The organism is Streptomyces sp. NPDC001714 (assembly GCF_042892755.1).
Taxonomy (GTDB): Bacteria; Actinomycetota; Actinomycetes; order Streptomycetales; family Streptomycetaceae; genus Streptomyces.
In genome coordinates this window covers 1-22,238 of record NZ_JBIAUL010000028.1, presented here as the reverse complement: position 1 = coordinate 22,238, position 22,238 = coordinate 1, and the positions used below count along the sequence as shown (strand labels likewise).

Annotated in this window: 17 protein-coding genes and 2 pseudogenes; 10 read left to right on the top strand and 9 right to left on the bottom strand. The window is 71.8% G+C overall.

Translation table 11 applies throughout. From position 1 onward, the window contains the following. The first annotated feature begins 94 nt into the window (after nucleotides 1-94). Nucleotides 95-775: a superoxide dismutase gene (locus tag ACFY0P_RS45340; RefSeq protein ID WP_388927889.1), complete on the top strand. Its 681-nt coding sequence runs from the start codon at nucleotides 95-97 to the stop codon at nucleotides 773-775. A 236-nt stretch (nucleotides 776-1,011) separates the two neighbouring features. Here ACFY0P_RS45340 and ACFY0P_RS45335 read toward each other — a convergent pair whose 3' ends face one another. Continuing rightward, on the bottom strand, nucleotides 1,012-1,674 hold the full coding sequence (locus ACFY0P_RS45335; RefSeq protein WP_351495350.1) for a DsbA family protein: 663 nt from the start codon (nucleotides 1,672-1,674) through the stop codon (nucleotides 1,012-1,014). Nucleotides 1,675-1,823: 149 nt separating this feature from the next. Here ACFY0P_RS45335 and pepN point away from each other — a divergent pair, with 149 nt between their 5' ends. The 3 genes from pepN (at nucleotide 1,824) to ACFY0P_RS45320 (ending at nucleotide 6,454) form a co-directional block, all read left to right on the top strand. Then, nucleotides 1,824-4,409: an aminopeptidase N gene (gene pepN, locus ACFY0P_RS45330; RefSeq protein ID WP_388927886.1), complete on the top strand. Its 2,586-nt coding sequence runs from the start codon at nucleotides 1,824-1,826 to the stop codon at nucleotides 4,407-4,409. A gap of 207 nt (nucleotides 4,410-4,616) precedes the next feature. Continuing rightward, a complete protein-coding gene (locus tag ACFY0P_RS45325) occupies nucleotides 4,617-5,666 on the top strand; it encodes a hypothetical protein (protein WP_388927883.1) in 1,050 nt (349 codons plus the stop codon). Nucleotides 5,667-5,752: 86 nt separating this feature from the next. Beyond that, nucleotides 5,753-6,454, top strand: a complete 702-nt coding sequence (locus tag ACFY0P_RS45320; protein WP_388927881.1) for a GNAT family N-acetyltransferase — start codon at nucleotides 5,753-5,755, stop codon at nucleotides 6,452-6,454. On the opposite strand, the gene ACFY0P_RS45315 is transcribed toward ACFY0P_RS45320, so the two are convergent. From ACFY0P_RS45315 to ACFY0P_RS45295, 5 genes and pseudogenes are all read right to left on the bottom strand, one after another. Then, a complete protein-coding gene (locus ACFY0P_RS45315; RefSeq protein WP_388927878.1) occupies nucleotides 6,354-7,514 on the bottom strand; it encodes a glycosyltransferase in 1,161 nt (386 codons plus the stop codon). The two genes, ACFY0P_RS45320 and ACFY0P_RS45315, sit on opposite strands and share 101 nt — an antisense overlap. A 369-nt stretch (nucleotides 7,515-7,883) precedes the next feature. Beyond that, nucleotides 7,884-8,107 (bottom strand): annotated as a pseudogene (locus ACFY0P_RS45310) (RNA polymerase subunit sigma-24); the annotation flags it as partial. Then, nucleotides 8,089-8,334 (bottom strand): annotated as a pseudogene (locus ACFY0P_RS45305) (YciI family protein); the annotation flags it as partial. The pseudogenes ACFY0P_RS45305 and ACFY0P_RS45310, both read right to left, overlap by 19 nt. A gap of 58 nt (nucleotides 8,335-8,392) precedes the next feature. Then, nucleotides 8,393-10,180 carry a TIGR03767 family metallophosphoesterase gene (locus tag ACFY0P_RS45300; RefSeq protein WP_388927876.1) on the bottom strand — a complete coding sequence of 596 codons (1,788 nt, stop codon included), beginning with the start codon at nucleotides 10,178-10,180 and terminating at the stop codon, nucleotides 8,393-8,395. Between the two features lie 244 nt (nucleotides 10,181-10,424). Next, entirely contained in the window at nucleotides 10,425-10,889 is a 465-nt protein-coding gene (locus ACFY0P_RS45295) for an NUDIX hydrolase (protein ID WP_388927873.1), read from the bottom strand. A 211-nt stretch (nucleotides 10,890-11,100) separates the two neighbouring features. Between ACFY0P_RS45295 and ACFY0P_RS45290 the strand changes: the two genes are divergently transcribed. Then, entirely contained in the window at nucleotides 11,101-14,418 is a 3,318-nt protein-coding gene (locus tag ACFY0P_RS45290) for a S8 family serine peptidase (protein ID WP_388927871.1), read from the top strand. A gap of 60 nt (nucleotides 14,419-14,478) precedes the next feature. Here the strand turns inward: ACFY0P_RS45290 and ACFY0P_RS45285 are convergent, their stop codons facing one another. Beyond that, entirely contained in the window at nucleotides 14,479-15,237 is a 759-nt protein-coding gene (locus ACFY0P_RS45285) for a hypothetical protein (protein WP_388927869.1), read from the bottom strand. Nucleotides 15,238-15,239: 2 nt separating this feature from the next. Beyond that, nucleotides 15,240-15,767 carry an RNA polymerase sigma factor gene (locus tag ACFY0P_RS45280; protein WP_388927867.1) on the bottom strand — a complete coding sequence of 176 codons (528 nt, stop codon included), beginning with the start codon at nucleotides 15,765-15,767 and terminating at the stop codon, nucleotides 15,240-15,242. 317 nt (nucleotides 15,768-16,084) lie between these two features. On the opposite strand from ACFY0P_RS45280, the gene ACFY0P_RS45275 reads away from it, so the two are divergent. Then, the gene (locus ACFY0P_RS45275; protein ID WP_388927864.1) at nucleotides 16,085-17,116 is read left to right on the top strand and encodes an aspartate-semialdehyde dehydrogenase; all 1,032 of its coding nucleotides are present in this window, start codon (nucleotides 16,085-16,087) and stop codon (nucleotides 17,114-17,116) included. Nucleotides 17,117-17,206: 90 nt separating this feature from the next. Here the strand turns inward: ACFY0P_RS45275 and ACFY0P_RS45270 are convergent, their stop codons facing one another. Next, the gene (locus ACFY0P_RS45270; protein WP_388927862.1) at nucleotides 17,207-18,139 is read right to left on the bottom strand and encodes a ScbA/BarX family gamma-butyrolactone biosynthesis protein; all 933 of its coding nucleotides are present in this window, start codon (nucleotides 18,137-18,139) and stop codon (nucleotides 17,207-17,209) included. Between the two features lie 219 nt (nucleotides 18,140-18,358). On the opposite strand from ACFY0P_RS45270, the gene ACFY0P_RS45265 reads away from it, so the two are divergent. The 4 genes from ACFY0P_RS45265 to ACFY0P_RS45250 all read left to right on the top strand — a co-directional run bounded on the left by ACFY0P_RS45265 (nucleotide 18,359) and on the right by ACFY0P_RS45250 (nucleotide 22,019). Next, nucleotides 18,359-18,985: a ScbR family autoregulator-binding transcription factor gene (locus ACFY0P_RS45265; protein ID WP_388927859.1), complete on the top strand. Its 627-nt coding sequence runs from the start codon at nucleotides 18,359-18,361 to the stop codon at nucleotides 18,983-18,985. Between the two features lie 43 nt (nucleotides 18,986-19,028). After that, nucleotides 19,029-19,763 (top strand): HAD family hydrolase, encoded by a 735-nt coding sequence (locus ACFY0P_RS45260; RefSeq protein WP_388927857.1) that lies wholly within the window; start codon nucleotides 19,029-19,031, stop codon nucleotides 19,761-19,763. Between the two features lie 151 nt (nucleotides 19,764-19,914). Beyond that, nucleotides 19,915-20,703 carry an SDR family NAD(P)-dependent oxidoreductase gene (locus ACFY0P_RS45255; protein WP_388927855.1) on the top strand — a complete coding sequence of 263 codons (789 nt, stop codon included), beginning with the start codon at nucleotides 19,915-19,917 and terminating at the stop codon, nucleotides 20,701-20,703. 92 nt (nucleotides 20,704-20,795) lie between these two features. Next, complete coding sequence (locus ACFY0P_RS45250) at nucleotides 20,796-22,019, top strand: MFS transporter (RefSeq protein WP_388927852.1); 1,224 nt, start codon at nucleotides 20,796-20,798, stop codon at nucleotides 22,017-22,019. Nucleotides 22,020-22,238: the final 219 nt, after the last annotated feature.

The window sequence follows — 22,238 nt, the reverse complement described above, 5'->3', positions numbered from 1 at the left end:
TGGGGGCCTCGCTTCTTGCCCCCGTCCGGCTTGTTGTTGCTATTCTGCAGTTGCAAGTCTTTTGCAATAAGAGGTTCGGAGGGGACCCACGCCCATGCCCGTCTACACGCTTCCTGAACTGCCCTACGACTACTCCGCGCTCGCGCCCGTGATCAGCCCCGAGATCGTCGAGCTGCACCACGACAAGCACCACGCGGCCTATGTGAAGGGCGCCAACGACACCCTGGAGCAGCTGGCGGAGGCGCGTGACAAGGAGCAGTGGGCGTCCCTCAACGCCCTGGAGAAGAACCTGGCCTTCCACCTCTCCGGCCACATCCTGCACAGCATCTACTGGCAGAACATGACCGGTCCGAAGGACGGCGGCGGCGAGCCGCTCGCGGCGGACGGTGTGGGCGGGCTGGCGGACGCGATCGCCGAATCCTTCGGTTCCTTCGCGGGCTTCAAGGCGCAGCTCACCAAGGCGGCGGCGACCACCCAGGGCTCCGGCTGGGGCGTCCTCGCCTACGAGCCGGTCAGCGGGCGGCTGGTCGTGGAACAGGTCTACGACCACCAGGGCAACGTCGGGCAGGGCGCCACCCCGCTCCTGGTCTTCGACGCCTGGGAACACGCCTTCTACCTGCAGTACAGGAACCAGAAGGCCGACTTCATCGACGCCATGTGGGCGGTCGTCGACTGGCAGGACGTGGCACGGCGGCACACGGCCGCCAGGGAACGCGGCGACAGCCTGCTGCTCGCCCCCCGAGCCGCTGAGCCACCGGTACGTCCTGCCTCGTGATCGTCTTCTCACCGTTCACAGGGGCGGGCGGAAAGAGGGGAGCCCCCGCGAGGACGTGACTCGCGGGGGCTGCCCGTGCGGTGCGCTGTGCCTTGCCGCCGCGGCCGCCGTGCTGCCCGATCGGCCGCGGGTCCGTACCCGCCTCGGGGCGCGACGGTGGCACCGCGCGGGGCCGTCGGGAAGGAGAAGTGCCGGAAGATCCGCGCCCGGCGGGGGGCCGGGCGCGGCGGGACGACCTACAGGTTGCTGAAGTCGGGGCCCTTGGTGCGGGTCCGCTTGATCTCGTAGAAGCCGGGGACGGAGGCGACCGCGAGGGTGCCGTCCCACAGGCGGGCCGCCTCCTCGCCCTTGGGGGCGGGGGTGACGACCGGGCCGAAGAAGGCGATCTGCTCGCCGTCGGAGCCGGGGACCGCGATGACCGGGGTGCCGACGTCCTGGCCGACCTTGTCGATGCCCTCCTTGTGGGAGGCGCGCAGCTCGGCGTCGAACTCGAAGTCCTCCTGGTCGGCGTAGTCGATCAGGTCGGCGGGCAGGCCGACGTCCGCGAGCGCGCCCGCGATGGCCTCCACGGTCGGGCCCTCGCCGTTGTTGTGGATACGGGTGCCGAGCGCGGTGTACAGCGGGCCGAGGATGTCGGAGCCGTGCTTCTGCCAGGCCGCGGTGACGACGCGGATCGGCTTCCACGCCTTGGTCTCCAGCAGCTCGCGGTACTCCTCGGGCAGCTCGTCGAGCTTGGGCTCGTTGAGGACCGCGAGGCTCATGATGTGCCAGCGGACCTCGATGTCGCGGACCTTCTCCACCTCCAGGACCCACCGGGAGGTCATCCAGGCCCAGGGGCACAGCGGGTCGAACCAGAAGTCGACGGGGGTCTTGCCGGAGCTGGTCACGGTCTCGGACATGGTTCTCCTCGGAATGCGGGCCTTTTCCAGCGGCAACACCGTCACCGGCCACCCCATTCCCGGGTGCCCGCCGTCAGGTGCACGTGGGAGGATCGGTGCTGTTTCGGCGTACCGACAACGATGCGTATCGACACGAAGGAGTGCCGCCCGTGCCCGGTGAGAATCTGTCCCGCGACGAGGCCCGGGAGCGGGCCGCCCTGCTGTCGGTCGACGGGTACGACGTGTCGCTGGACGTACGGTCCGCCGTCGGGGAGGGCCAGGACGAGCCGCGCACGTTCCGCTCGGTGACCACGATCCGCTTCCGCTGCAACGAGCCGGGCGCGTCGAGCTTCGCCGACCTGATCGCACCGAGCGTGACCGCCGTCACCCTGAACGGCAAGGACCTCGACCCCGGGGAGGTCTTCGACGGCACCCGGATCGCCCTGGAGGACCTGGCCGCGGAGAACGAGCTGGTGGTGGACGCCCGGTGCGCGTACTCCCGCACCGGCGAGGGCCTGCACCGCTTCGTCGACCCCGAGGACGGCGAGGTCTACCTCTACACGCAGTACGAGCCGGCCGACTCCCGCCGGGTCTTCGCGAACTTCGAGCAGCCGGACCTCAAGGCGCCGTTCCGCTTCGAGGTGCGGGCACCGCAGGGGTGGACGGTGTGGAGCAACGGGGCGGGTGAACTCGCCGACGGCGTCTGGCGGTTCGCGGAGACGAAGCCGATCTCGACGTACATCACGTGTGTGGTCGCGGGGCCCTACCACTACGTGACGGACTCGTACTCCCGCGCCCTGCCGGACGGCTCGACGCTGGAGATCCCGCTCGGCGCGATGTGCCGCAAGGGCCTCGCCCCCTACTTCGACGCGGACGACGTCTTCCTCATCACCAAGCAGGGGCTGGACTTCTTCCACGACCACTTCGACTACCCCTACCCGTTCGGGAAGTACGACCAGGCGTTCGTGCCCGAGTACAACCTCGGCGCGATGGAGAACCCGGGTCTGGTGACCTTCCGGGAGGAGTACATCTTCCGGGGCAAGGTGACGCAGGCGTCGTACGAGGCGCGCGCCAACGTGATCCTGCACGAGATGGCGCACATGTGGTTCGGCGACCTGGTCACCATGGTGTGGTGGGACGACCTGTGGCTGAAGGAGTCCTTCGCGGACTTCATGGGCACGTTCGCGAACGTCGGCGCGACCCGTTTCGAGAACGCCTGGACCACCTTCGCCAACCGCCGCAAGGCCTGGGCGTACCGCGCCGACCAGCTGCCCTCCACGCATCCGATCACGGCCGACATCCGCGACCTGCAGGACGCCAAGCTCAACTTCGACGGCATCACCTACGCCAAGGGCGCCTCCGTGCTCAAGCAGCTGGTGGCGTACGTCGGCCAGGACGCGTTCCTGGAGGGTGCCCGGCGCTACTTCAAGCGCAACGCGTACGGCAACACGCGCCTCGGCGACCTGCTGTCGGTCCTGGCGGAGACCAGCGGCCGGGACATGGGCGCCTGGGCCGGGAAGTGGCTGCAGACGGCGGGGGTGAACTCGCTGACCCCGCAGGTACTGCTGGACGGCGAGGGCCGGGTCGCGGAGCTGGCCGTGCTGCAGGAGGCGGCCGAGTCGCACCCGGAGCTGCGTCCGCACCGGGTCGCGATCGGCCTGTACCGGCTGGAGGGCGGCGAGCTGGTGCGGTACGCCCGTGCCGAGGCGGATGTCGACGGCCCCCGTACGGTCGTCACCGGCCTGGCCGGCGCCGAGGCCCCGGAGCTGGTCCTGGTCAACGACGACGACCTCACCTACTGCAAGATCCGCTTCGACGAGACCTCGCTGGCGACCCTGCGCGGCCATCTCGGCTCGCTCACCGACCCGCTGGCCCGGGCGCTGTGCTGGTCGGCGCTGTGGAACCTGACCCGGGACGCGCTGCTGCCCGCCCGGGACTTCGTCGACCTGGTGCTGCGGTTCGCGAGCCGCGAGTCGGACATCGGCGTGCTCCAGATGCTCCAGGCGTGGGCGGAGTCGGCGCTGGTGCACTACGTGGCGCCGCAGGGGCGGGAGGCGGCCGGGCGGCTGCTCGCCGAGGGCGCCCTGCGGGAGCTGCGGCAGGCGGCGCCGGGCAGCGAGCACCAGCTGGCCTGGGCGCGGTTCTTCGCGTCGACCGCGACGGCCGACGCCGACCTCCGGCTGCTCCAGGAGCTGCTGGCGGGCACGACCGCGATCGACGGCCTGGACGTCGACCAGGAGCTGCGCTGGGCGTTCCTCGAACCCCTCGCCGCGCACGGCGCCGCCGACGAGTCCGCGCTCGCGGCCGAACTGGCCCGGGACGACACGGCGTCCGGCAAGCGCCACCAGGTGCGCTGCCTGGCCGCCCGCCCGTCGGCGGCCGTGAAGGCGCAGGCGTGGGCGCAGGTCGTGGAGTCGCAGGCGCTGTCCAACGCCCTGGTGGAGGCGACGATCGCGGGCTTCGCCCAGCCCTCGCAGCGGGAGCTGCTGGCGCCGTACGCGGAGAAGTACTTCGAGGTCATCGCCCGGATCTGGGAGGACCGCTCGATCCAGATCGGCATGGACGTGGTCCGGGGGCTGTACCCCGACCTCCAGGACCGCCCGGAGACCCTGGAGGCGACGGACGCGTGGCTGACGGCGCACGCCGACGCGCCCCCGGCGCTGCGCCGGCTGGTGCTGGAGGCCCGGGACGACCTGGCACGGACGTTGCGCGGACAGGAGTGCGACGCGCGGGCCGGGGCTGCCTCCGCCGGCTGACCTTTGGCCAGAGGTCAGCCTCCGGGTGACCGTTACGCAATTCATTCCATCATGGCCGTAACCCCTGGTCCCCACCCATCCGGACCAGGGGTTTTCGGTGCCTATTCGGCACCCGAACACCCGTCCTTTAGTCCCGGCTTGTCCGCATTCATCGACGAACGCGTAACACCGGTTAAGGACCCCGCCGGCCCCGGGAATCCCGAGGCCATGACCCACAACACCCCACTCTCCCCCCGCCCTCTGCGCCACCTGTCCGACGTCCACCGCCGGGTGCTGACGACGGCCCAGCTCCGCTCGCACGGTGTCCCGGCCACCGAGATCGCCGAGCAGTGCCGGCCGGGCGGCCCCTGGCAGCAGCTGCTCCCGGGCGTGGTCCTGCTCCACCCCGGCCCGCCGACCAGCGAGGAACGCCTGCACGGCGCCCTCCTGTTCACCGCCCGCGAACCGGCCCCGGGCGTCCCGGCGCAGCCGACCCCGGACTCCCCGCACCGCCCGGTCTACGCGGACGCGATGATCACGGGCCTGGCGGCGCTGACCCTGCACGGCTTCTCCGCGACCCCGCCGCTGCTCGCCCTGGACCACGTGGACGTCCTGGTCCCGCGCATGCGCCGACTGCGCTCCACCTCCTACGTCCGCGTGCTCCGCACCCCGGCCCTGCCCGCCCCGGAGCAGGTGACGGGCCTCCCGGTCGCCCCGGTCCCCCGCGCCCTCGCGGACGCGGTGGCGGACCTGACCGACGCGGAGCCGGTGCGGCGGCTGCTGACCGAGGCGGTGCGCGGCGGCCACTGCGAACCGGCGGCGGTGGTACGGGAGTTGACCCAGGCCAAGCTGCTCTCCCGCCCCCACGTGGTGGACGCCGTCGACTCCCTGGTCGCCGAGGGCCGGGCCATCGCGGAGGACCGCCTCTACCGGATGGTCCACGAGTACGGCCTTCCCGACCCGGTCTGGAACGTGGACCTGAGGCTGCCGGGCGGCCCCCACCTGGGCGGCCTCGACGCCTACTGGCCGGAGCAGGGGGTCGCGGTCGAACTGGACACCCGCGCACCGCGTCAAGGCCATCGGCAGGACGACGACGCCCTGTGGTCCGAGTACGCCCGCAAGCGGGAGCACCTGGAGCGGCTCGGCATCACGGTCGTGTACCTCACGCCGAGGAAGCTCCGCGACGCGATGGAGCAGCAGGCCGCGGTGGTCCGCACGGCCCTGATGGCGTCCGACGACCGCGACCCGGCCGCGTATGTCGTGGTGTTGCCCCGGTAGACGGGGAACGCGCAGGGAAGGGGCCGCCGGTTCGGAGGGGGACCGACGGCCTTCCGCCGCGCCCGACGGCGGCTAGGGTGACGGCGATGAGCGACGAAGCCTCCGTGATACTGCGCCCCGCCCGCGAGGACGACCTCCCCCTGCTGGAGCGGTTCCTCTTCGACCCGGTGACGGCGAGCCCCTTCCAGTGGTTCGGCTGGCGGGACCCCGACCGCTTCCGGCGCCGCTTCGCGGAGAATGGCCTGCTCGGTCCCGACGGCGGCCAGTTGGTCGTCGACGCCGCCGACGGCGCCGCGGCCGGCGGCCCGTTCGGCTTCGTTTCCTGGCACCAGCAGACGACCGGCCCCACCTCGTACTGCTGGAGCGTCGGCATCGCCCTGGCGCCGGAGGCCCGCGGCCGGGGCATCGGCACCCGCGCCCAGCTCCGGCTCGTCCGCTACCTGTTCGCCCACACCCCGGTGCAACGGATCCAGGCCGACACCGACGCGGAGAACATCGCCGAGCAACGCGCCCTGGAGAAGGCCGGTTTCACCCGGGAGGGCGTCATGCGGGGGCATGGTGTTCCGGGACGGCCGGTGGCGGGACTGCGTCCTCTACGGCGTCCTGCGCGACGACCCGCTGCCCGACTGAGCCGGTCCGCCCCGGCCGCCGCGATGACGGCGGGCGGGGCGCCACGGCCCGCTGACGCTACTGCCCGCCGACACCCGGACGCAGTTCGTCGCGGACGTCGTCGCCGACGACGTGGGCGAGCAGGTCGTCGTAGGCGGCGATCATCCGGGTGCGGCTGAACCGCTCGCGGCTCGCCGCCAGCGCCGGAGCGAAGAGCTCCCGGTCGGCCACCGCCGCCGACCAGGCGAAGGCGATCGCGTCGGGGTCGAAGGGCGTCACGAAGCCGTGCCCCTCGACGATCGACGCGCTGTCGCCGACGTCCGTCGTGACCGGGACGGCGCCGCACATCATGCCCTCGATGAGGCAGAGCGGAGCGGCCTCGCCGGAGGCGGAGGTGAGGGCGACGACGTCGGAGCCGGCGTAGACGGTCTCCATGTCGTGCCGTACGCCGAGCAGGTGCACGCGGTCGCCGAGGGCGGCCCGGTCGGCGCCGAAGGCGACCTCGATGTCGGCCCAGAGGGCGGGGTTGTCCTCGGTCATCCCGGCCCCGCACATGACGACGTGCCCGCCGCCCTCGCGGGCCAGCCACGCCCTGGCCGCCCGCAGGAAGAGCGGCACGTTCTTCATCCCGGCGTACCGGGCGGCGAACACGACGACGGGAGCGCCGGCGGGGATGCCGAGGGACTCGCGGAAGGCGAGCCGCAGCGCCGCGTCCGGCCGGAAGCGGAGCAGGTCGACGCCGTTCGGGATCACGTGCAGCAGTTCGCCGGGGATCCCGGCGGCCTCGTACGCGTCCCGCGTGGACTCGGCGCAGCACACGCAGGCGACGACCGTGCCGTCCGCGATGGCGGCCTTGAGTTCGTCCAGCGCCTGGCCCTGGTTCTCCGGGTCGGACCGGTGCAGACAGACGACGACGGGGCGACGGGGCAGCCCGGCCTGGTTGAGCAGCGCGAGCGGCTGCTCCTTCAGCGACAGGATGACGTCGGCGCCGGCCATGGCACGCGCCGTGTCGGCCAGCTCGGGGCCGCTGAAAACCGACGCCGCGACGGTGCCGTCCACGAGTCCTGCGGTACGGCCGAGCGACGTGACCTCGATGCCACCGGCCGTAAGGGCCCGGTAACACGCGTCGTCCTCCATACGTTGCGTGGTGGCTTCTCGGTGGACCTCACCGTGCAGACTGAGCACCCGATGCCACTGCTGTCCGCCCTCTACCAGGCCGAGCAGCACATCGCTGTGCACGATCCGGGCTCCCCCGGAGAAAAAACCCTCGTAGACCGAGAGCACACGAAGTCCGAGCCGAGCGCCCACACGACCACCTGCCTTGCACCAGATCGAGCCATCCCCGCTAACCGCGGGTTAGCCGATATGAGGCGGTACGGACGTTTCATTCGGATGAACGGAGTGTCTCGTCTCGAAGTCGGCTGCGTTTACAGGATCAGTACCGGACCCGCTGCCGCCAACATCATTCCACTTCCCCCGCCGCCACCCTTCTGACCTGCGCTTTTACAAGCGCATTCGGCTCCCCCGCGCCCTCCGGACGAGCGCGGCCGACGGCAAAAAATCGGCAAGTGAAGCACCCGGACGCGCGACGATGTCACGGGCGCGGTGGGCGGCCCGGCGGGTCGGGTGGTCGCGCTCGGCGAGGTTCGGGGCCCTGCGGGCGGCCTCGGCGTACAGCCGTGCCGCGGTCGTCCGGTCGCCGTCGCGTTCGTGCAGGTAGGCGGCGACCGCGGTGTGCCGGGGCAGGGCGGGGTCCAGCTCGGCGAGCACGGCGAGGCCCGCCCGGGGCCGTCGGCCTCGCCGACGGCGACCGCGCGGTGGAGCCGGACGACGGTTCACCGGCCGCCTCCACCGCGCGCTCCTGGCCGCCGACGTCGATCACCGTCCAGCCGGCGATGACGTCCTTGGTCTAGGCAAACGGGCCGTCGGTGGCCGGCGGGCGCCCCTCGCCGTCGTACCGGACCCACATCCCGTCGGGGGCGAGGGCCTGGCCGTCGACGAACTCGCCGGTCTTCTCCAGCCCGGCCGCGAAGTCGTTCATGTACCGGATGTGGGCCGAGCCGTCGCTCCGGGGACGGAGCCGGCCACGGGTTCTCGACATCGCCGCCGAGGATTTCTCAGGCCTTCTTCAGGACCAGCTCCGTGTTCCGGTCCGTCGTGCTGCCGCCGAGGGCCTTGCTGGAGCCGGGGGCGTTGAAGGCCAGTTCCCGGTAGAGGGCGGCGAGGCCGGTCTGGGAGAGGTCGGAGAAGTCGGTGCGGTGCGGGGCGGCGGACTCGATCAGGGTGGTGAAGAGGGAGACCGTGCCGTCCTTGTTGTCCACCAGCTCGACGACCCGGGCGAGCTGCGGGTGGTCGACGTGCGAGGCGGTGGTGATCTCCCAGAAGGAGTTGCCGTTGGAGGCCTTGTGCGGGGTGATGAGGTTGCGGTGGATGTGGCCGTTCACCCAGGCCAGCACGTTGGCGTGGCGGTTGAGCAGGGTGACCAGCTCGGCGCCGGTGTGGCGGCGGTCGCTCGGGTGGGCCGGGTCGGGGCGGGTGTTGGTCATCGTCTGGCTGGTGTGGTGGCTGAAGACGACCGCGTAGGAGTCCTTGTTCTCCTTCAGGGTCTTCTCCAGCCAGGTCAGCTGGGTCGTGCCGACCGATCCGTCGTAGTGGCCGCCCGCGTCCGTCGTGTCGAGGCTGATGCCGATGACGTCCTCGGAGATGCGGAAGGCGTAGTACTGGGTGCCCGCGGCCACGTTGGCGCTCGAGTAGCCGTGCCCGACCGGGCCGAGGCCCTGGTAGGCCGGGTCCAGGTGGGCCTTGAGATAGTCCGCGGCGGTGTAGGGGGCGCGCTTCTCGTCGGCGGTGACCGAGCGCATCGACCGGGCGTGGGCCTTGAGGAAGTCGCGGTAGCCGCTGCCCTTCGGGTCCTGGGCCTTGCGGATGGAGTCCTGGAGCTTCTTCGCCTCGGCGTCGGTCACCGTCATCAGCTTCTTGCCGCCGATCGCGGCCGCGGCGAGGTACGGGTCGGCGTGCGAGCCGAAGCAGCCGAGCGGCAGGGCGTCGTGGTTGCCGACCGTGGAGTACCAGGGGAGGTTGAGTCCGGGGCTCTTGACCTCGCGGATCGCGGCGGCCAGGAAGCCGGCGAGGTGCGGGAAGCCGAGCGCCTTGTCGTTGTCGCGGACGGTGGAGGAGGCCTGCCAGTACAGCTTCGTCCCGCTGTTCTGGACGCCCTCGTAGTGCCTGGGGTCACCGGTGTTGGGGGTGATCCGGCCGCCGCTCATCACCTTCATGAACCACTCCAGTTCGGAGTGGGCGTTGTTGTCGGTGTTGTCTCCGGTCGTCATCACGAAGTGCAGCGGCGAGCCGGTGACCGGGGCGCCGCGCAGCGCGTTGACCCGCTCGACGAGCGAGATCGCGCCGGGCACGGTGAGCGCCTCGTGCGGGCGCCAGGCGTGCGGGTCGTGGGCGCGCAGGAACTCGAGACGCAGCGGGTGCTGGACGTCCATCAGGTGCAGGTCGGTGAACTGCACGAACGCGGCGAGGGCGGTACGGCGGCTCGCCCGGCCGGACTTGGCGGCGGCCAGGTCGGAGCGCAGCACGCGCGGCCAGCCGGCGCCGTCACCGAGCCGCCGGTAGCCGGAGCTGTTGCGGGGCGCAGCGACGGAGGCGAGCGTGGTGCCCTTGGTGTACGGGGCGAGGGGGGCCGCGGCGGCCTTGCGGCCCTCGGCGACCGGCTGCTGCTCCTCGGCCGCGGCAGGGGATGCGGGGGTGGCCTCGCTGTCGGTGGGACGCAGCGCGAATCCGACACCCGCGGAGAGCGAGACGGCTCCGGCGGCGGCGAGCACGGTACGGCGGTTGATCTCCAGTGCCTCGCGGCCCTTGTGGGCCGCGGAGGTGGCGACAGAGCGTATGCGCGACATGGCGCGATCTCCCCGAGTACGAACGCGTCGGCAGTGGTCGCGGGCGATCGCTTCCGCGAACTTCCCGCTCACTGTGGATCGTTGGCACCGGGAGTGACCTGCGCGTGAACGCGGCGGCAACGCGCAACGCCGATCACCGTACGTGGATCAGGCGAGGTGGGGACCGGCCATGGAGCGGATTGCGGGCGTCCGGGATCCGGTCACTCCGCGTTCATCTGCCGGGGTAGGGGAGGGTCTCCAGCGCTTACGAGTGCTCTTCTGCAAACCGTCCCGCCGCCGGCCGCTCCCGCCACAGGCGCAGCGCGACGTCGACCAGCCGGACGTGCCGGAGGTCCGGTACGGCGTCAAGGTCGTGCCAGGCGGCCATGTCGGTGGAGCCGCCGACCTCGTTGCGCAGTTCACCGCCGACGATCTCGCCGGAGTAGACGATCCGCACACCGTGATGGTCGGTGGCGGGGCGACGCAGCCCCGCGCGGGGGAGGCGGAGGCGGTTGGAGTCGATGCCCAGCAGCCCGGTCACCTCGATGCGGTAGCCGGTCTCCTCCATGAGTTCGCGGCGGACCGTGTCGTAGGGGTCCTCGCCGTGCTCCATGCCGCCGCCGGGCAGGACCCACTCGGGTGTGCCGTCGTCGGCCGGTGACCGGGCGAGCAGGATCCGGCCGTCACGGACGCACACGGCGTAGGCCGCCACCCTGAGCTTCTCGCGCACATCGGCACGGTAGGGCCCGCGGTGGCCGGCGGCCAACGGGATTTCCTCCCACGACAGGGACACAGATAGGGGGTTTTCCCCATCCGTTCATATCGATTCGGTCAACGTTCCCAAAAGGCCGTTCCGTTGGGTGAAGCTGTGCGCCTACGTGCCGTTACTTGACCAAGTTCCGGCAGCTCCATGCTCGTTCCTTTACCTACAAGGGATGCAGATGACCCTCAGCCCCCAGCACGACCCGATACCGGGCCACAGACGCCTGGGCCGAATAGCCGTCGCCGTCGGTGTCGTGGCCGCGCTCGCCGCGGCCGGGCCGGTGCCCCTGGCCGCCGCCGCGGCCGCGGCCCCCGCCGCGTCCGCCGGCACCACCGACCCCGGCGTCAAGTCGGCCCACGACAAGCTCGGTGCGGACGACGCCGAACTGCTCGCCGAGGCCAAGGCCGACAACGCCAAGAACGTCACGATGATGATCGCGACCGCGCCGGGCCAGACCGAGCAGGTCGCCGAGGAGCTGGACGGGGTCAAGGGCGGCTCGGTGGGCCGTACGTACGACAAGCTCGGTTACGTCCGGGCGACCGTCCCCACCGGCCGGGCGGACTCGGCGATCGCCGCCGCCGCGAAGCTGTCCTCGGTGCACGCGATCGACCTGCGCCAGGAGATCCAGCTCGACGACCCGACGGTGAGCGGGACCGACGGCAAGGCCGCCAAGTCCGGCAAGTCCACCACTTACTCGGGGCCGAACAAGAACACCCCCGCCGAGAACCCCTACAACCCCTCCTTCGAGACGGGCGCCGTCGACTTCGTCAAGGAGCACCCGAAGGCGGACGGCCGGGGCATCACCATCGGCATCCTGGACTCCGGAGTGGACCTCGGCCACCCGGCGCTGCAGAAGACCACCACCGGCGAGCGGAAGATCGTCGACTGGGTGACGTCGACCGACCCGATCGTGGACAGCGACCAGACCTGGCGGCCGATGGTCACGGCCGTGTCCGGGCCGAGCTTCACCTACGGGGGCAAGAGCTGGACGGCGCCCGCCGGGTCGTACGAGATCAGCACCTTCAAGGAGTCGTACACCACGGGCGGCGACGCGGCCGGTGACGCCAACCGGGACGGGGACACCACCGACAGCTGGGGCGTGCTCTACGACCCGGCGGCCGGCACGGTCACGGTCGACCTGAACAACAACAACGACTTCTCCGACGACACGCCGATGAAGCCGTACAAGGACGGCTACCAGATCGGCTACTTCGGCACCGACAACCCCGCGACCGACGTCGTGGAACGGCAGCCGTTCGTCGTGCAGATCCGCAAGGACGTCCCCATGGACCCGTACGGCGGGGACTGGGTCGGCAAGAAGGCCGACTTCGTCAACATCGGCGTCATCGAGTCCGAGCACGGCACCCACGTCGCCGGCATCACCGCCGCCAACGGCCTGTTCGGCGGGAAGATGAACGGCGCGGCCCCCGGCGCGAAGATCGTCTCCTCCCGCGCCTGCACCTGGACCGGCGGCTGCACCAACGTCGCCCTCACCGAGGGCATGATCGACCTGGTCGCCAACCGGGGCGTCGACATCGTCAACATGTCGATCGGCGGCCTCCCGGCGCTGAACGACGGCAACAACGCCCGCGCCGAGCTGTACACGCGGCTCATCGACACCTACGGCGTGCAGCTGGTGATCTCGGCCGGCAACTCCGGCCCGGGTGCGAACACCATCGGCGACCCGGGGCTGGCCGACAAGGTCATCTCGGTCGGCGCGGCCATCTCCAAGGACACCTGGGCCGCCAACTACGGCTCCCAGGTGACGACCAAGTACCAGCTGCTGCCCTTCTCCTCGCGCGGCCCGCGCGAGGACGGCGGCTTCACGCCGACGCTGGTCGCGCCCGGCGCCGCGATCAACTCCACCCAGACCTGGCTGAAGGGCTCCCCGGTCGCCGAGGCGGGCTACTCCCTCCCGGCCGGCTACTCGATGCTCCAGGGCACCTCGATGGCGTCCCCGCAGGCGGCGGGCGCGAGCGCGCTGCTGCTGAGCGCCGCCAAGGAGAAGGGCATCGCCCTCTCCCCCGCCGACCTGCGCACCGCGCTGACCTCGACCGCCCACCACATCAAGGGCGTTCAGGCGTACGAGGAGGGCGCGGGCCGCATCGACATCGTCGACGCGTGGGAGTCCGTCCGCGACCACGCCACCGCGCACGACTACACGGTGAAGGCGCCCGTCGACACCGCGATCGACTACGCGCTGAAGACCCCGGGCTACGGCACAGGGCTGTACGACCGCGAAGGTGGTCTCAAGGCCGGGCAGAAGAAGACGTACGACGTCACGATCACCCGTACCTCCGGCGCGGACAAGGCGGTCCGGCACGAGCTGCACCTGGCGAACAACGCCGGGCACACCTTCAAGATCCTCGGTTCCGACGAGGTGACGCTGCCGCTGAACCAGCCGGTGACGGTCAAGGTGCAGGCCAAGCCGAAGACTTCGGGCATCAAGTCCGCGATCCTCGAGGTCGACGACCCGCGGACCGAAGGCGTCGACAAGCAGATCCTGACCACGGTCGTGGTGTCGGACCCGGTCCACTACGCCTACTCGGCGTCGGGTTCGGTGCAGCGCAACAGCTCCACCTCGTACTTCGTGACCGTGCCCGAGGGCGCCACCTCCCTCGAGGTCGCGATGAGCGGGCTCGCCGACAAGAGCCAGACGCGGTTCATCGCCATCCACCCGTACGGCACTCCGGTCGACAACACCGGTACCCCGTACTGCTACAACAACTACCTGAACGGCAACGGCTGTACGCCCGACGTCCGTTCGTACGCCGACCCGCAGGCCGGGGTCTGGGAGATCGAGGTCGAGGCGCGCCGCACCTCGCCGCTGCTCGACAACCCGTACCAGCTGGGCGTCACTGTGCTCGGCGCGGCCTTCGACCCGGCGACCGTGACCGTGCCCGAGGCGAAGGTCGGCACCCCGGTCACCGCCTCCTGGAAGGTGACCAACGAGTTCGCCGCCCTCGACGGCAAGCTGGTCGGCGGCCCGCTCGGCTCCTCGAAGACGACCCGCCCGGCCATCAAGGAGGGCGAGACCCAGACCACGACGGTGACCGTGCCGGCGGGCGCGAACTCCCTGGACGTGGCGATCGGGAACGTGTCGGACGCCTCGGCCGACCTGGACCTGACCGTGTACGACGCGTCCGGCAAGCAGGTCGCGCAGTCCGCCGACGGCGACTCGGAGGAGGCGGTCTCCATCGCCTCGCCGGCCGCCGGAACCTACACGATCAAGGTCGTGGGCTACTCGGTCCCGGCCGGCTCCACCGACTACGACTACCGGGACGTGTTCTTCTCCGCCGCGCTCGGCTCCGTCACGGTCGACGGGTCGGCGCCGGTCCAGCTGGCCACGGGCGCCTCGGCCACGGTGGCCGGCCAGGTCACGGCGGCCGCGGCGGCCCCCGAGGGACGTGAGTTCTTCGGCCGGGTGCAGCTGGTCAACGCGCGCGGCACGGTCGCGGGCGTCGGCAGCGTGCGGATCGAGAAGGTCACGCCGTAGCAGGTCCGGTGCTGGAGGGGGGCGGGCGTCCTGCGGGGCGCCCGCCCCTTCGCTCTTCCTTCACTTTCCGCAGGTCGTCGTGCGCGACGCGGGCAGGTCGCGGACGATCCAGGACCGCTCCGACGCGATCTGCGCCTCCCCGACCGCGTACCGGTCGGGCACCTGCCGACCGCCCGTGATGCCGACCAGGAGGCGGGCGCCGGTGCGGATCCGGGCGTCGGTGCCGGACTCGAAGAGGAACTGCACCTCCTCGGCGGTCTTCGCCGGTTTGTAGGCGTGGGTCACGCGCAGGGTGACGCGTTCCTGGCCGGAGCCCGCGAGCTGCCGCACTCCGGTGACCGTACCCTCGACGACCAGCCGGGCGCAGGCGAGGTAGCCGGGGCCGCCGGCCTGCTCCTTGCCGCCCTGGCCCGCCGAGCTCGCCGTGCTGCCGGCGGCCTTGTCCGCGCTGGCGCCGTTCGACATGGCGCCCGAACCGTTGTTCGCCGCGAGCCAGCCGATGCCGAACACGGCCCCGGCGAACGCGGCCGCGAGGGCACCGGCGAGACCGAGGGCGCGGACTCCGGGGTGCTGCCAGGGGCGGCGGCGTCCGGCCGGGCGGGGGCGGGGCTCCGGCCGCGGGGGCGGCGCGGCAAGGGTGTCCCCGATGATCCCGAGGTGCTCGCGCAGGAGCGCCACATCGGCGGCGGCCGCCCGGTGCTCGGCCATGAAGGCGGGGTCGGCGCGCTGGTCACCGGTGAGCGGCTCGTCCGCGAGGAGGGCGAACAGGGCGTCGGTCTCGCCCGGCGCACCGGGGTTGCCGTCGTGTTCGGCGGGCATGGTCACACCACCTCGTCCTCGTGCAGGCGGGCGCGCAGGGCCCGTACCGCCGTGTGCAGCCGGCTCTTGACCGTGCCCTCGGGGATGCCGAGTTCCCCGGCTATGTCGCGGACCGGCAGGTCGGCGTAGAAGCGCAGCACGAGGATCTGACGCTGGGCGTCCGGCAGTTCGTCCAGACCGCGGGCGACGGCGACGGAGAGCAGTCTGCTGTCCTCGCCCAGGGCGTGATCGGGCGGGCGGAGGGAGGCCAGCCGTTCGCCGAGGCGTTCCTGGCGGCGCTTGGCGCGGTGCCAGTCCATGGCGAGGTGGGAGGCGACGACCGCCGCCCACGCCGACACGTCCCGCGGCGCCTCCTGGCCGCTCGCGGCCCGCTCCAGCAACCGCAGACGTACCTGCTGTACCCCGTCCAGCAGGTCCGCCTGCGGTACGCCGCCCAGCGCGAGCACCGCCCGCACCCGGCGCTCCTGGTCCGCGTCCAGAGGATCACCGTGCTGGTCCCCCCGGTCGCGGCGGGCCTTTCTGCGCAGCACAACCCACCCCCTCACCGCGTTTCTCCTACGACGCCGCAGCCCCCGGAAACGTTCGCCCCGGTTCCCGGAAATCTTCTCGGCGGCGTCCCGGGGGGCTTCCGAGGCGTACGTCACACCGGCGCGCGGCGCAGCACAGCTTGCGGTACGACGGCCAAGACGAGGTAATTTCTGCAGCTCAGCGGCGGTGCGGGCGGGAGTTCCACAGGCCGGGTGGTCCAGTCGGTGGGCATGGCGCGCAAAGAATTGGACAGGCTGGCCCTGGTCGGCCGCATGATGGAAAGGCCGCAGACACGTCAACGTATGCACAGGGAGTCGCCGTGAGGGTCGGAATCGTCGGAGCCACCGGTCAGGTCGGCACGGTCATGCGCAGGATCCTCGCGGAGCGTAACTTCCCCGTCACCCAGCTGCGCCTGTTCGCCTCGGCCCGCTCGGCCGGGACCGTGCTCGACGGTGTGACGGTGGAGGACGCGGCGACCGCCGACTACGCCGGCCTGGACATCGTGCTGTTCTCGGCGGGCGGGGCCACCTCGAAGGCACTCGCGGAGAAGGTCGCCGCCCAGGGTGCCGTCGTGATCGACAACTCCTCCGCCTGGCGCAAGGACCCCGAGGTCCCGCTGGTCGTCTCCGAGGTGAACCCGCACGCGATCGCCGACCGCCCCAAGGGCATCATCGCCAACCCGAACTGCACGACCATGGCGGCGATGCCGGTCCTGAAGGTGCTGGACGCGGAGGCGGGTCTCGAAGCGCTGGTCGCCACCACCTACCAGGCCGTGTCCGGCTCCGGTCTCGCGGGCGTCGCGGAGCTGCACGGGCAGGTGCAGAAGGTGGCCGCCGACGCGGACCGGCTCACGCACGACGGCGCAGCGGTCGACTTCCCCGAGCCGCAGGTCTACAAGCGGCCCATCGCCTTCAACGTGCTGCCCTTCGCCGGCAACCTCGTCGACGACGGTCTGAACGAGACCGACGAGGAGCAGAAGCTGCGCAACGAGTCCCGCAAGATCCTGGAGCTCCCCGAGCTCAAGGTCTCCGGCACCTGCGTCCGCGTCCCGGTGTTCTCCGGGCACTCCCTGCAGGTCAACGCGCGTTTCGCCCGCCCGATCTCCCCGGAGCGGGCGACCGAGCTGCTCGCGGCCGCCCCGGGTGTCGAGCTGTCGGACATCCCGACCCCGCTCCAGGCGGCCGGCCGGGACCCGTCGTACGTCGGCCGGATCCGGCGCGACGAGACGGTGGAGAACGGGCTGGCGCTGTTCGTCTCCAACGACAACCTCCGCAAGGGGGCCGCGCTGAACGCCGTGCAGATCGCGGAGCTGGTGGCGGCGGAGCTGGCCGGCGGCGATTCCGCCGAGTAGGCGGTACCGGCTCCGAGAAGGCCTCAGAAGGTCTCAGAAGGTCCGAGGAGGGCGGTCACCCGGGTGGGTCCGGGTGACCGCCCTTCGGTGTCACATCAGATCCGGCGCGGCTTCCAGAGTGACGTCGGCGGAGAAGATGCGCCGCCCGTTCTGCTCCAGGGTGACCAGCGTCCGGCGGCGGCCCTGCGGATCGCTGGGCAGCCGGTCCGCCCAGACCCAGCAGGGTGCGTCGAACTCGGCGTACCGCAGGAACTCGGTCTCCATCGCGACGACCGCGGAGGGGCGGTCGGCGGCAGCGTGCGCGGCCTGCCGGGCGGCTTCCAGCAGGAGCATGCCCGGCGCGTGGTCCACGGGGTGGTCGAAGAGGACCGGGTGGGCGGGGTCGACGCGCAGCAGCCAGCGGCCGGGCCGGTCGCCGTCGGACAGCACGACGTCCGCGGCGCGGGTGCGGGCCACCCGCCGGGGGTCGATCGGCGGGCCGGGCGGCAGAGCGCGGGCGGTGGCCCGGGCGAGGTCGGCGTATGCGCCGCGCAGCCGCCGGTAGACGGCGGGCGGCTGGTTGTTGAAGCGGGTGCGGGCGGTGCCGAGGCGCTGGCCGTTCAGGGCGACGTCCACGGACATGGTCAGCGCGGCCAGCCGCTCGCCGCGGCGGACGACGTCCGAGCAGCGGATGCGCAGCCCGAGTTCGGCCGGGGCGGTGGTGGCGACCATCGCCACCGAGTTCACGTCGAAGCGCAGGTTCTCCCAGGCCTGCCGGTGGCCGAACGGGACGCCGTAGGCGACGTGCGAGAGCAGCGGCACGGCCTGGCGGACGGACTCGGCGAGCAGCAGCGGGTCGTACAGCCCGTGGACCGGGCGGTAGAAGGAGTGCGCGTTCGGCCAGTGGGCGGTGACGGCGTAGGAGTCGCGGCCCAGAGCCCGCCAGGACGAGAGCAGTACCTCGGCGCCGTTCGTCTTGTGCACGTGGTTCTGGTGCACGGCCATGACGGGACCGGATATCTGCTGCTGAAACACTCCGGACATGATTCCCCCAACAAGTTCGGATGTGTGAAGACGTCTTCAGACGCCCCCAACAACATAAAGAGCGTTCTGTTTTAGGTGGTCAAGCATGAGCAAAGGATTCTTCAGTGTTGGATCAAGAGAGGGGAGCGGGGGCCGTATTTGCCCTGACAGGGGGATTGCCAGGCTGGGGGCGGCCGCCGATAACATAAAGAGCGTTCTACTTCTTGGGAGGTGCAGCCGATGGCCGGCGCGAAGCAGGAGCGTGCAGTACAGACCCGGGAGTCACTCCTGCTGGCGGCGGCGGAGGTCTTCGACGAGTTCGGCTACTCCGGGGCGAGCATCAGCCGGATCCTCAAACGGGCCGGGCTCACCGCCGGAGCGCTCTACTTCCACTTCCAGTCCAAGGAGGACCTGGCCCGGGCGGTGATGAACAGCCAGCCCGAGACCATCGTCCCGCTGCTGGACTCGCGCGGCCTCCAGCGTCTCGTGGACATCACCCTCAACTGGGCCCGGCGGCTCCAGGAGGACCCGCTGCTGCGGGCCGGCGTCCGGCTCACCAACGAGCAGGCCTCCTTCGGGCTCCAGGACGCCACCCCGTACCGCGAATGGGCGGGGATCATGGCCGACTGCCTGCGGGACGCGCACGAGCGCGGCGAACTGCAGGCCGGGGTGGAGCCGGACGAAGTGGGCGAGTTCGTCGTCGAGGCCTGTACCGGCATGCAGATGTTCTCGGCCGTGGCCAGCGGCCGCACCGACCTGATGGAGCGCGTCACGAGGATGTGGCGGCTGCTCCTGCCCGGCATCGCGGTCCCGTCGATCGTCGCCCGCACCGAGATCGGCCCCGACCGGGTCCGGGCGACGGCCTGACCGGCTGACGGCTCGACGGACCGATCGCTCACGGAGGTTTTCCATGTCCCCTTCCCTGTCCGCCCCGCACGGTTTCGACCGGCTCAGGCTCGTGGCCCTCAACATCGACGGGGTGCTGCTGAACGACACGTTCAGCCCCGTCATCCACCGGTTCGTCACCGGCCGGGGCGGCCGTTACACCGCCGACCTCGAACGCTCCGTCTTCTCCCAGCGGCAGGACGTCGCCGGCCGCAACATGGCGGCGGCGCTGCCGGGCGGCATGACCGGGGAGGAGGCGCTGGCCGCGTACTTCGAGGAGCGGGACGCCTACCTCGCCGACCACCCGGTCACCGTGACACCGGGCGCCGTCGCCCTGCTGGAACGGCTGCGGGCACTGGGGCTGCGCACGGTCTGCTACGGCGGGCTGGGCGCCGAGCACTTCGAGCGGTTCCTCGGGGAGTGGGGCGGCTTGTTCGACGGGCCGGGTTACGTGTGCACGAACGGCTTCCGGCCGGGGGTGCACGAGATCACCACCGAGGTGTTCGGACTGCGGTACGACGAGGCGGTGTTCGTCGACGACGTGGCGCGGGTGGCCGAGGTGGCACGGGAGTTGGGGGCCGGGTTCATCGGGCGTCCGACGGACTTCGTGCACAGCCACCAGCGGGAGCTGATGCGGGAGGCGGGGGTGCGGCACGTGGTGTCTTCGCTGGACGAGGTGGACGAGGGGCTGTTGAAGGCCGTGGACGGGGAGTTGGCGCTGGGGGAGTTCTGGGTGTCGGGCGGGTCGATGGTCGCCTAGAGGGATGGGGGGATTGACCGTCGGCGGCTGCGGGTTCGTCGTGGCCGGTCGCGCAGTTCCTCCCCCAGCCTTCGGCCGGGTCACCCCCAGCGCCCCCAAAAGGGGCGCTGACAGTCACGTTCATCACCAGTCACGGGGAGTCATTGCATCCATGAGCAACATCCAGCCCGCATCCGGGACTTCACTCACTCTCGACGGCAAGGTCGCGATGATCACCGGGGCCTCCAGCGGGATCGGGGCCGCCGCCGCCCGGCTGTTCGCCCGGGAGGGGGCCGCTGTCGTGGTCACCGCGCGGCGGGCGGAACGGTTGGAGGCGCTGGCCGAGGAGATTCGCCGAGCCGGTGGGCGGGCGCTCGCCGTCCCCGGGGACATCGCCTCCGCCGAGGACGTCGAGCGGGTGGTCCGGGCCGCCGTCTCCACCTTCGGACGGCTCGACTGCGCCTTCAACAACGCCGGGTTCGCGACCGCCGGGACCGAGCTGCACGAGACGGGCCAGGACGTCTACGAGCAGACCATGGACGTCAACGTGCGCGGTGTCTGGAACTGCCTGCGCTCCCAGCTCCCCGTGCTGCTCGGCAACGGCGGCGGCGCGATCGTCAACACCTCCAGCGTCGCGGGGCAGCGGGCCACCGGGGCGTCGGCCGCGTACGTGGCCGCGAAGCACGCCGTCCTCGGGCTCACCCGGGCCGCCGCGGCCGAGTACGGGCAGCGCGGCATCCGCGTCAACGCGCTCGTGGTGGGCAGCACCCGCACCGAGATGATGGACCAGGTCGTCCGCGAACTGCCGGAGCTGGGCGAGCAGTTCGAGGAAGAGACGCTGCAGAAGCGGATGGCCGACCCCGTCGAGGTGGCGCAGGCGGCGCTCTGGCTGTGCAGCGACCGGTCCTCCTTCGTCACCGGCGCCGCCGTCCCGGTCGACGGGGGCACGACGGCCGCCTGAAACACCGTACGACTTGGGGTGGTTGGCGGCGACATGCCGGACCCCGGCTGATGTCCTTGCGGCACGTTCCCCGTCGTACGAAGGAGTCAGCCGTGTCCGCCGCGTCCCGGTCCGTCGCCACCGCCCATCTCGTCAGGGTCCGCCCGCCGCACCGTCCGCCGGCCGACCGGAACCGGGCCGCCCTCGCCGTGCTCGGGCTGAGCGCGTTCGTGGTCGGCACCGCCGAGTTCGTGGCCGTCGGCGTGCTGGACCGGATCGCCGCCGGGCTGCACGTCTCCGTCGGCACCGTCGGCCTGCTGGTGACCGCGTACGCGCTCGGGGTGTGCGTCGGCGGGCCCTCGCTGACCGCGCTGACCATCCGGGTGCCGCGCCGCCCGCTGCTGTGCTGCGCGCTGGCGGTGTACGCGGCCGCCAACGCGCTGGCCGCGCTCGCTCCCGGGTTCGCCGTGCTGCTCGGTGCCCGGGCGGTCGCGGGGGCCGTGCACGGGCTGTTCGTCGGGGTCGCGTCGGCCGCCGCGGCGAGCCTGGTCGGCCCCGACCGCAAGGGAAGCGCGGTGGCCGTCGTCTTCGGGGGCATCGCCGCCGCCAACCTGCTCGGCGTGCCCCTGGCCACCTACGCCGGCCATGTGCTGCCCTGGCAGTCGGTGTTCGCCGGGATCGCCGTCCTGGCCTGCGTCGCCCTGGCCCTGACGCTCGTCGCGGTCCCGCCGGTCGCCGGCAGCGGCCTGGGCGCCCTGCGCGCCCAGACCCGGTACGTCATGTCCGGGCCCTCGCTCCTCGCCCTCGGCACGGCGGTCCTGCTCTTCTGCGGGCAGTTCACCGTGTTCACACTGCTCGGCACCTACCTCCAGCGGGTCACCGGGGTCTCCGGCGGCGCGGTAAGCGGCTATCTGCTGGTGTTCGGCGCCGCCGGGACCGTGGGCACCCTGGCCGGCGGCCGGTTCGCCGACCGCGACGCCGGTACGACGCTGCGCGTGGCCGGCGTGGTGCTGGCCGCGGACCTCGCGCTGCTGTACGCCGTCGGCAGCCGTCCCTGGGCCGTGGCCGTCTCCCTGGCTCTGTTCGGGCTGTTCGGTTTCGGGCTCGCCCCCGCGCTGCAACTGCGGACCATCGAACTGGCGGGCCCCGGCGGCGACCTGGCCGCCACCCTGGGGGCCTCGGCCGGGAACGCCGGTATCGCGGCGGGCTCCGCCGTCGCGGGCTGGTACAGCACCGCGCACGGGTTCACCGGGCTGCCGCTCGCCGGTGCGGTGATCTGCGCGGCGACGCTGCCGCTGGTGTGGATGCTGCGGCGGGTGCGGCCGACAGCGGAGTGAGCGACGAGACGAGTGCGGCCGCCACCCGCGGTGGGTGACGGCCGCTTCTTCGTCCTGCTTCTTCGTCCTGTTTCTTCTTGCTGCTTCTTCTTGCTTCTTCGTCAGGGGGCTCCGGTCAGCGGAGGTCCTCCTCGCGGTACTCGGCGGCCGAGCCGGCGGCCGTGGCCTCGCGCAGCTCGATCCGGCGGATCTTCCCGGACACCGTCTTCGGCAGCGGCG

Coding starts and splice junctions, on each gene's coding strand:
- ACFY0P_RS45325 (WP_388927883.1), top strand. CDS start 4,617: ATGACCCACAACACCCCACTCTCCCCCCGCCCTCTGCGCCACCTGTCC.
- ACFY0P_RS45270 (WP_388927862.1), bottom strand. CDS start 18,139: ATGTCCGGAGTGTTTCAGCAGCAGATATCCGGTCCCGTCATGGCCGTG.
- ACFY0P_RS45300 (WP_388927876.1), bottom strand. CDS start 10,180: ATGTCGCGCATACGCTCTGTCGCCACCTCCGCGGCCCACAAGGGCCGC.
- ACFY0P_RS45265 (WP_388927859.1), top strand. CDS start 18,359: ATGGCCGGCGCGAAGCAGGAGCGTGCAGTACAGACCCGGGAGTCACTC.
- ACFY0P_RS45320 (WP_388927881.1), top strand. CDS start 5,753: ATGAGCGACGAAGCCTCCGTGATACTGCGCCCCGCCCGCGAGGACGAC.
- ACFY0P_RS45340 (WP_388927889.1), top strand. CDS start 95: ATGCCCGTCTACACGCTTCCTGAACTGCCCTACGACTACTCCGCGCTC.
- ACFY0P_RS45255 (WP_388927855.1), top strand. CDS start 19,915: ATGAGCAACATCCAGCCCGCATCCGGGACTTCACTCACTCTCGACGGC.
- ACFY0P_RS45285 (WP_388927869.1), bottom strand. CDS start 15,237: ATGCCCGCCGAACACGACGGCAACCCCGGTGCGCCGGGCGAGACCGAC.
- ACFY0P_RS45290 (WP_388927871.1), top strand. CDS start 11,101: ATGACCCTCAGCCCCCAGCACGACCCGATACCGGGCCACAGACGCCTG.
- ACFY0P_RS45260 (WP_388927857.1), top strand. CDS start 19,029: ATGTCCCCTTCCCTGTCCGCCCCGCACGGTTTCGACCGGCTCAGGCTC.
- ACFY0P_RS45335 (WP_351495350.1), bottom strand. CDS start 1,674: ATGTCCGAGACCGTGACCAGCTCCGGCAAGACCCCCGTCGACTTCTGG.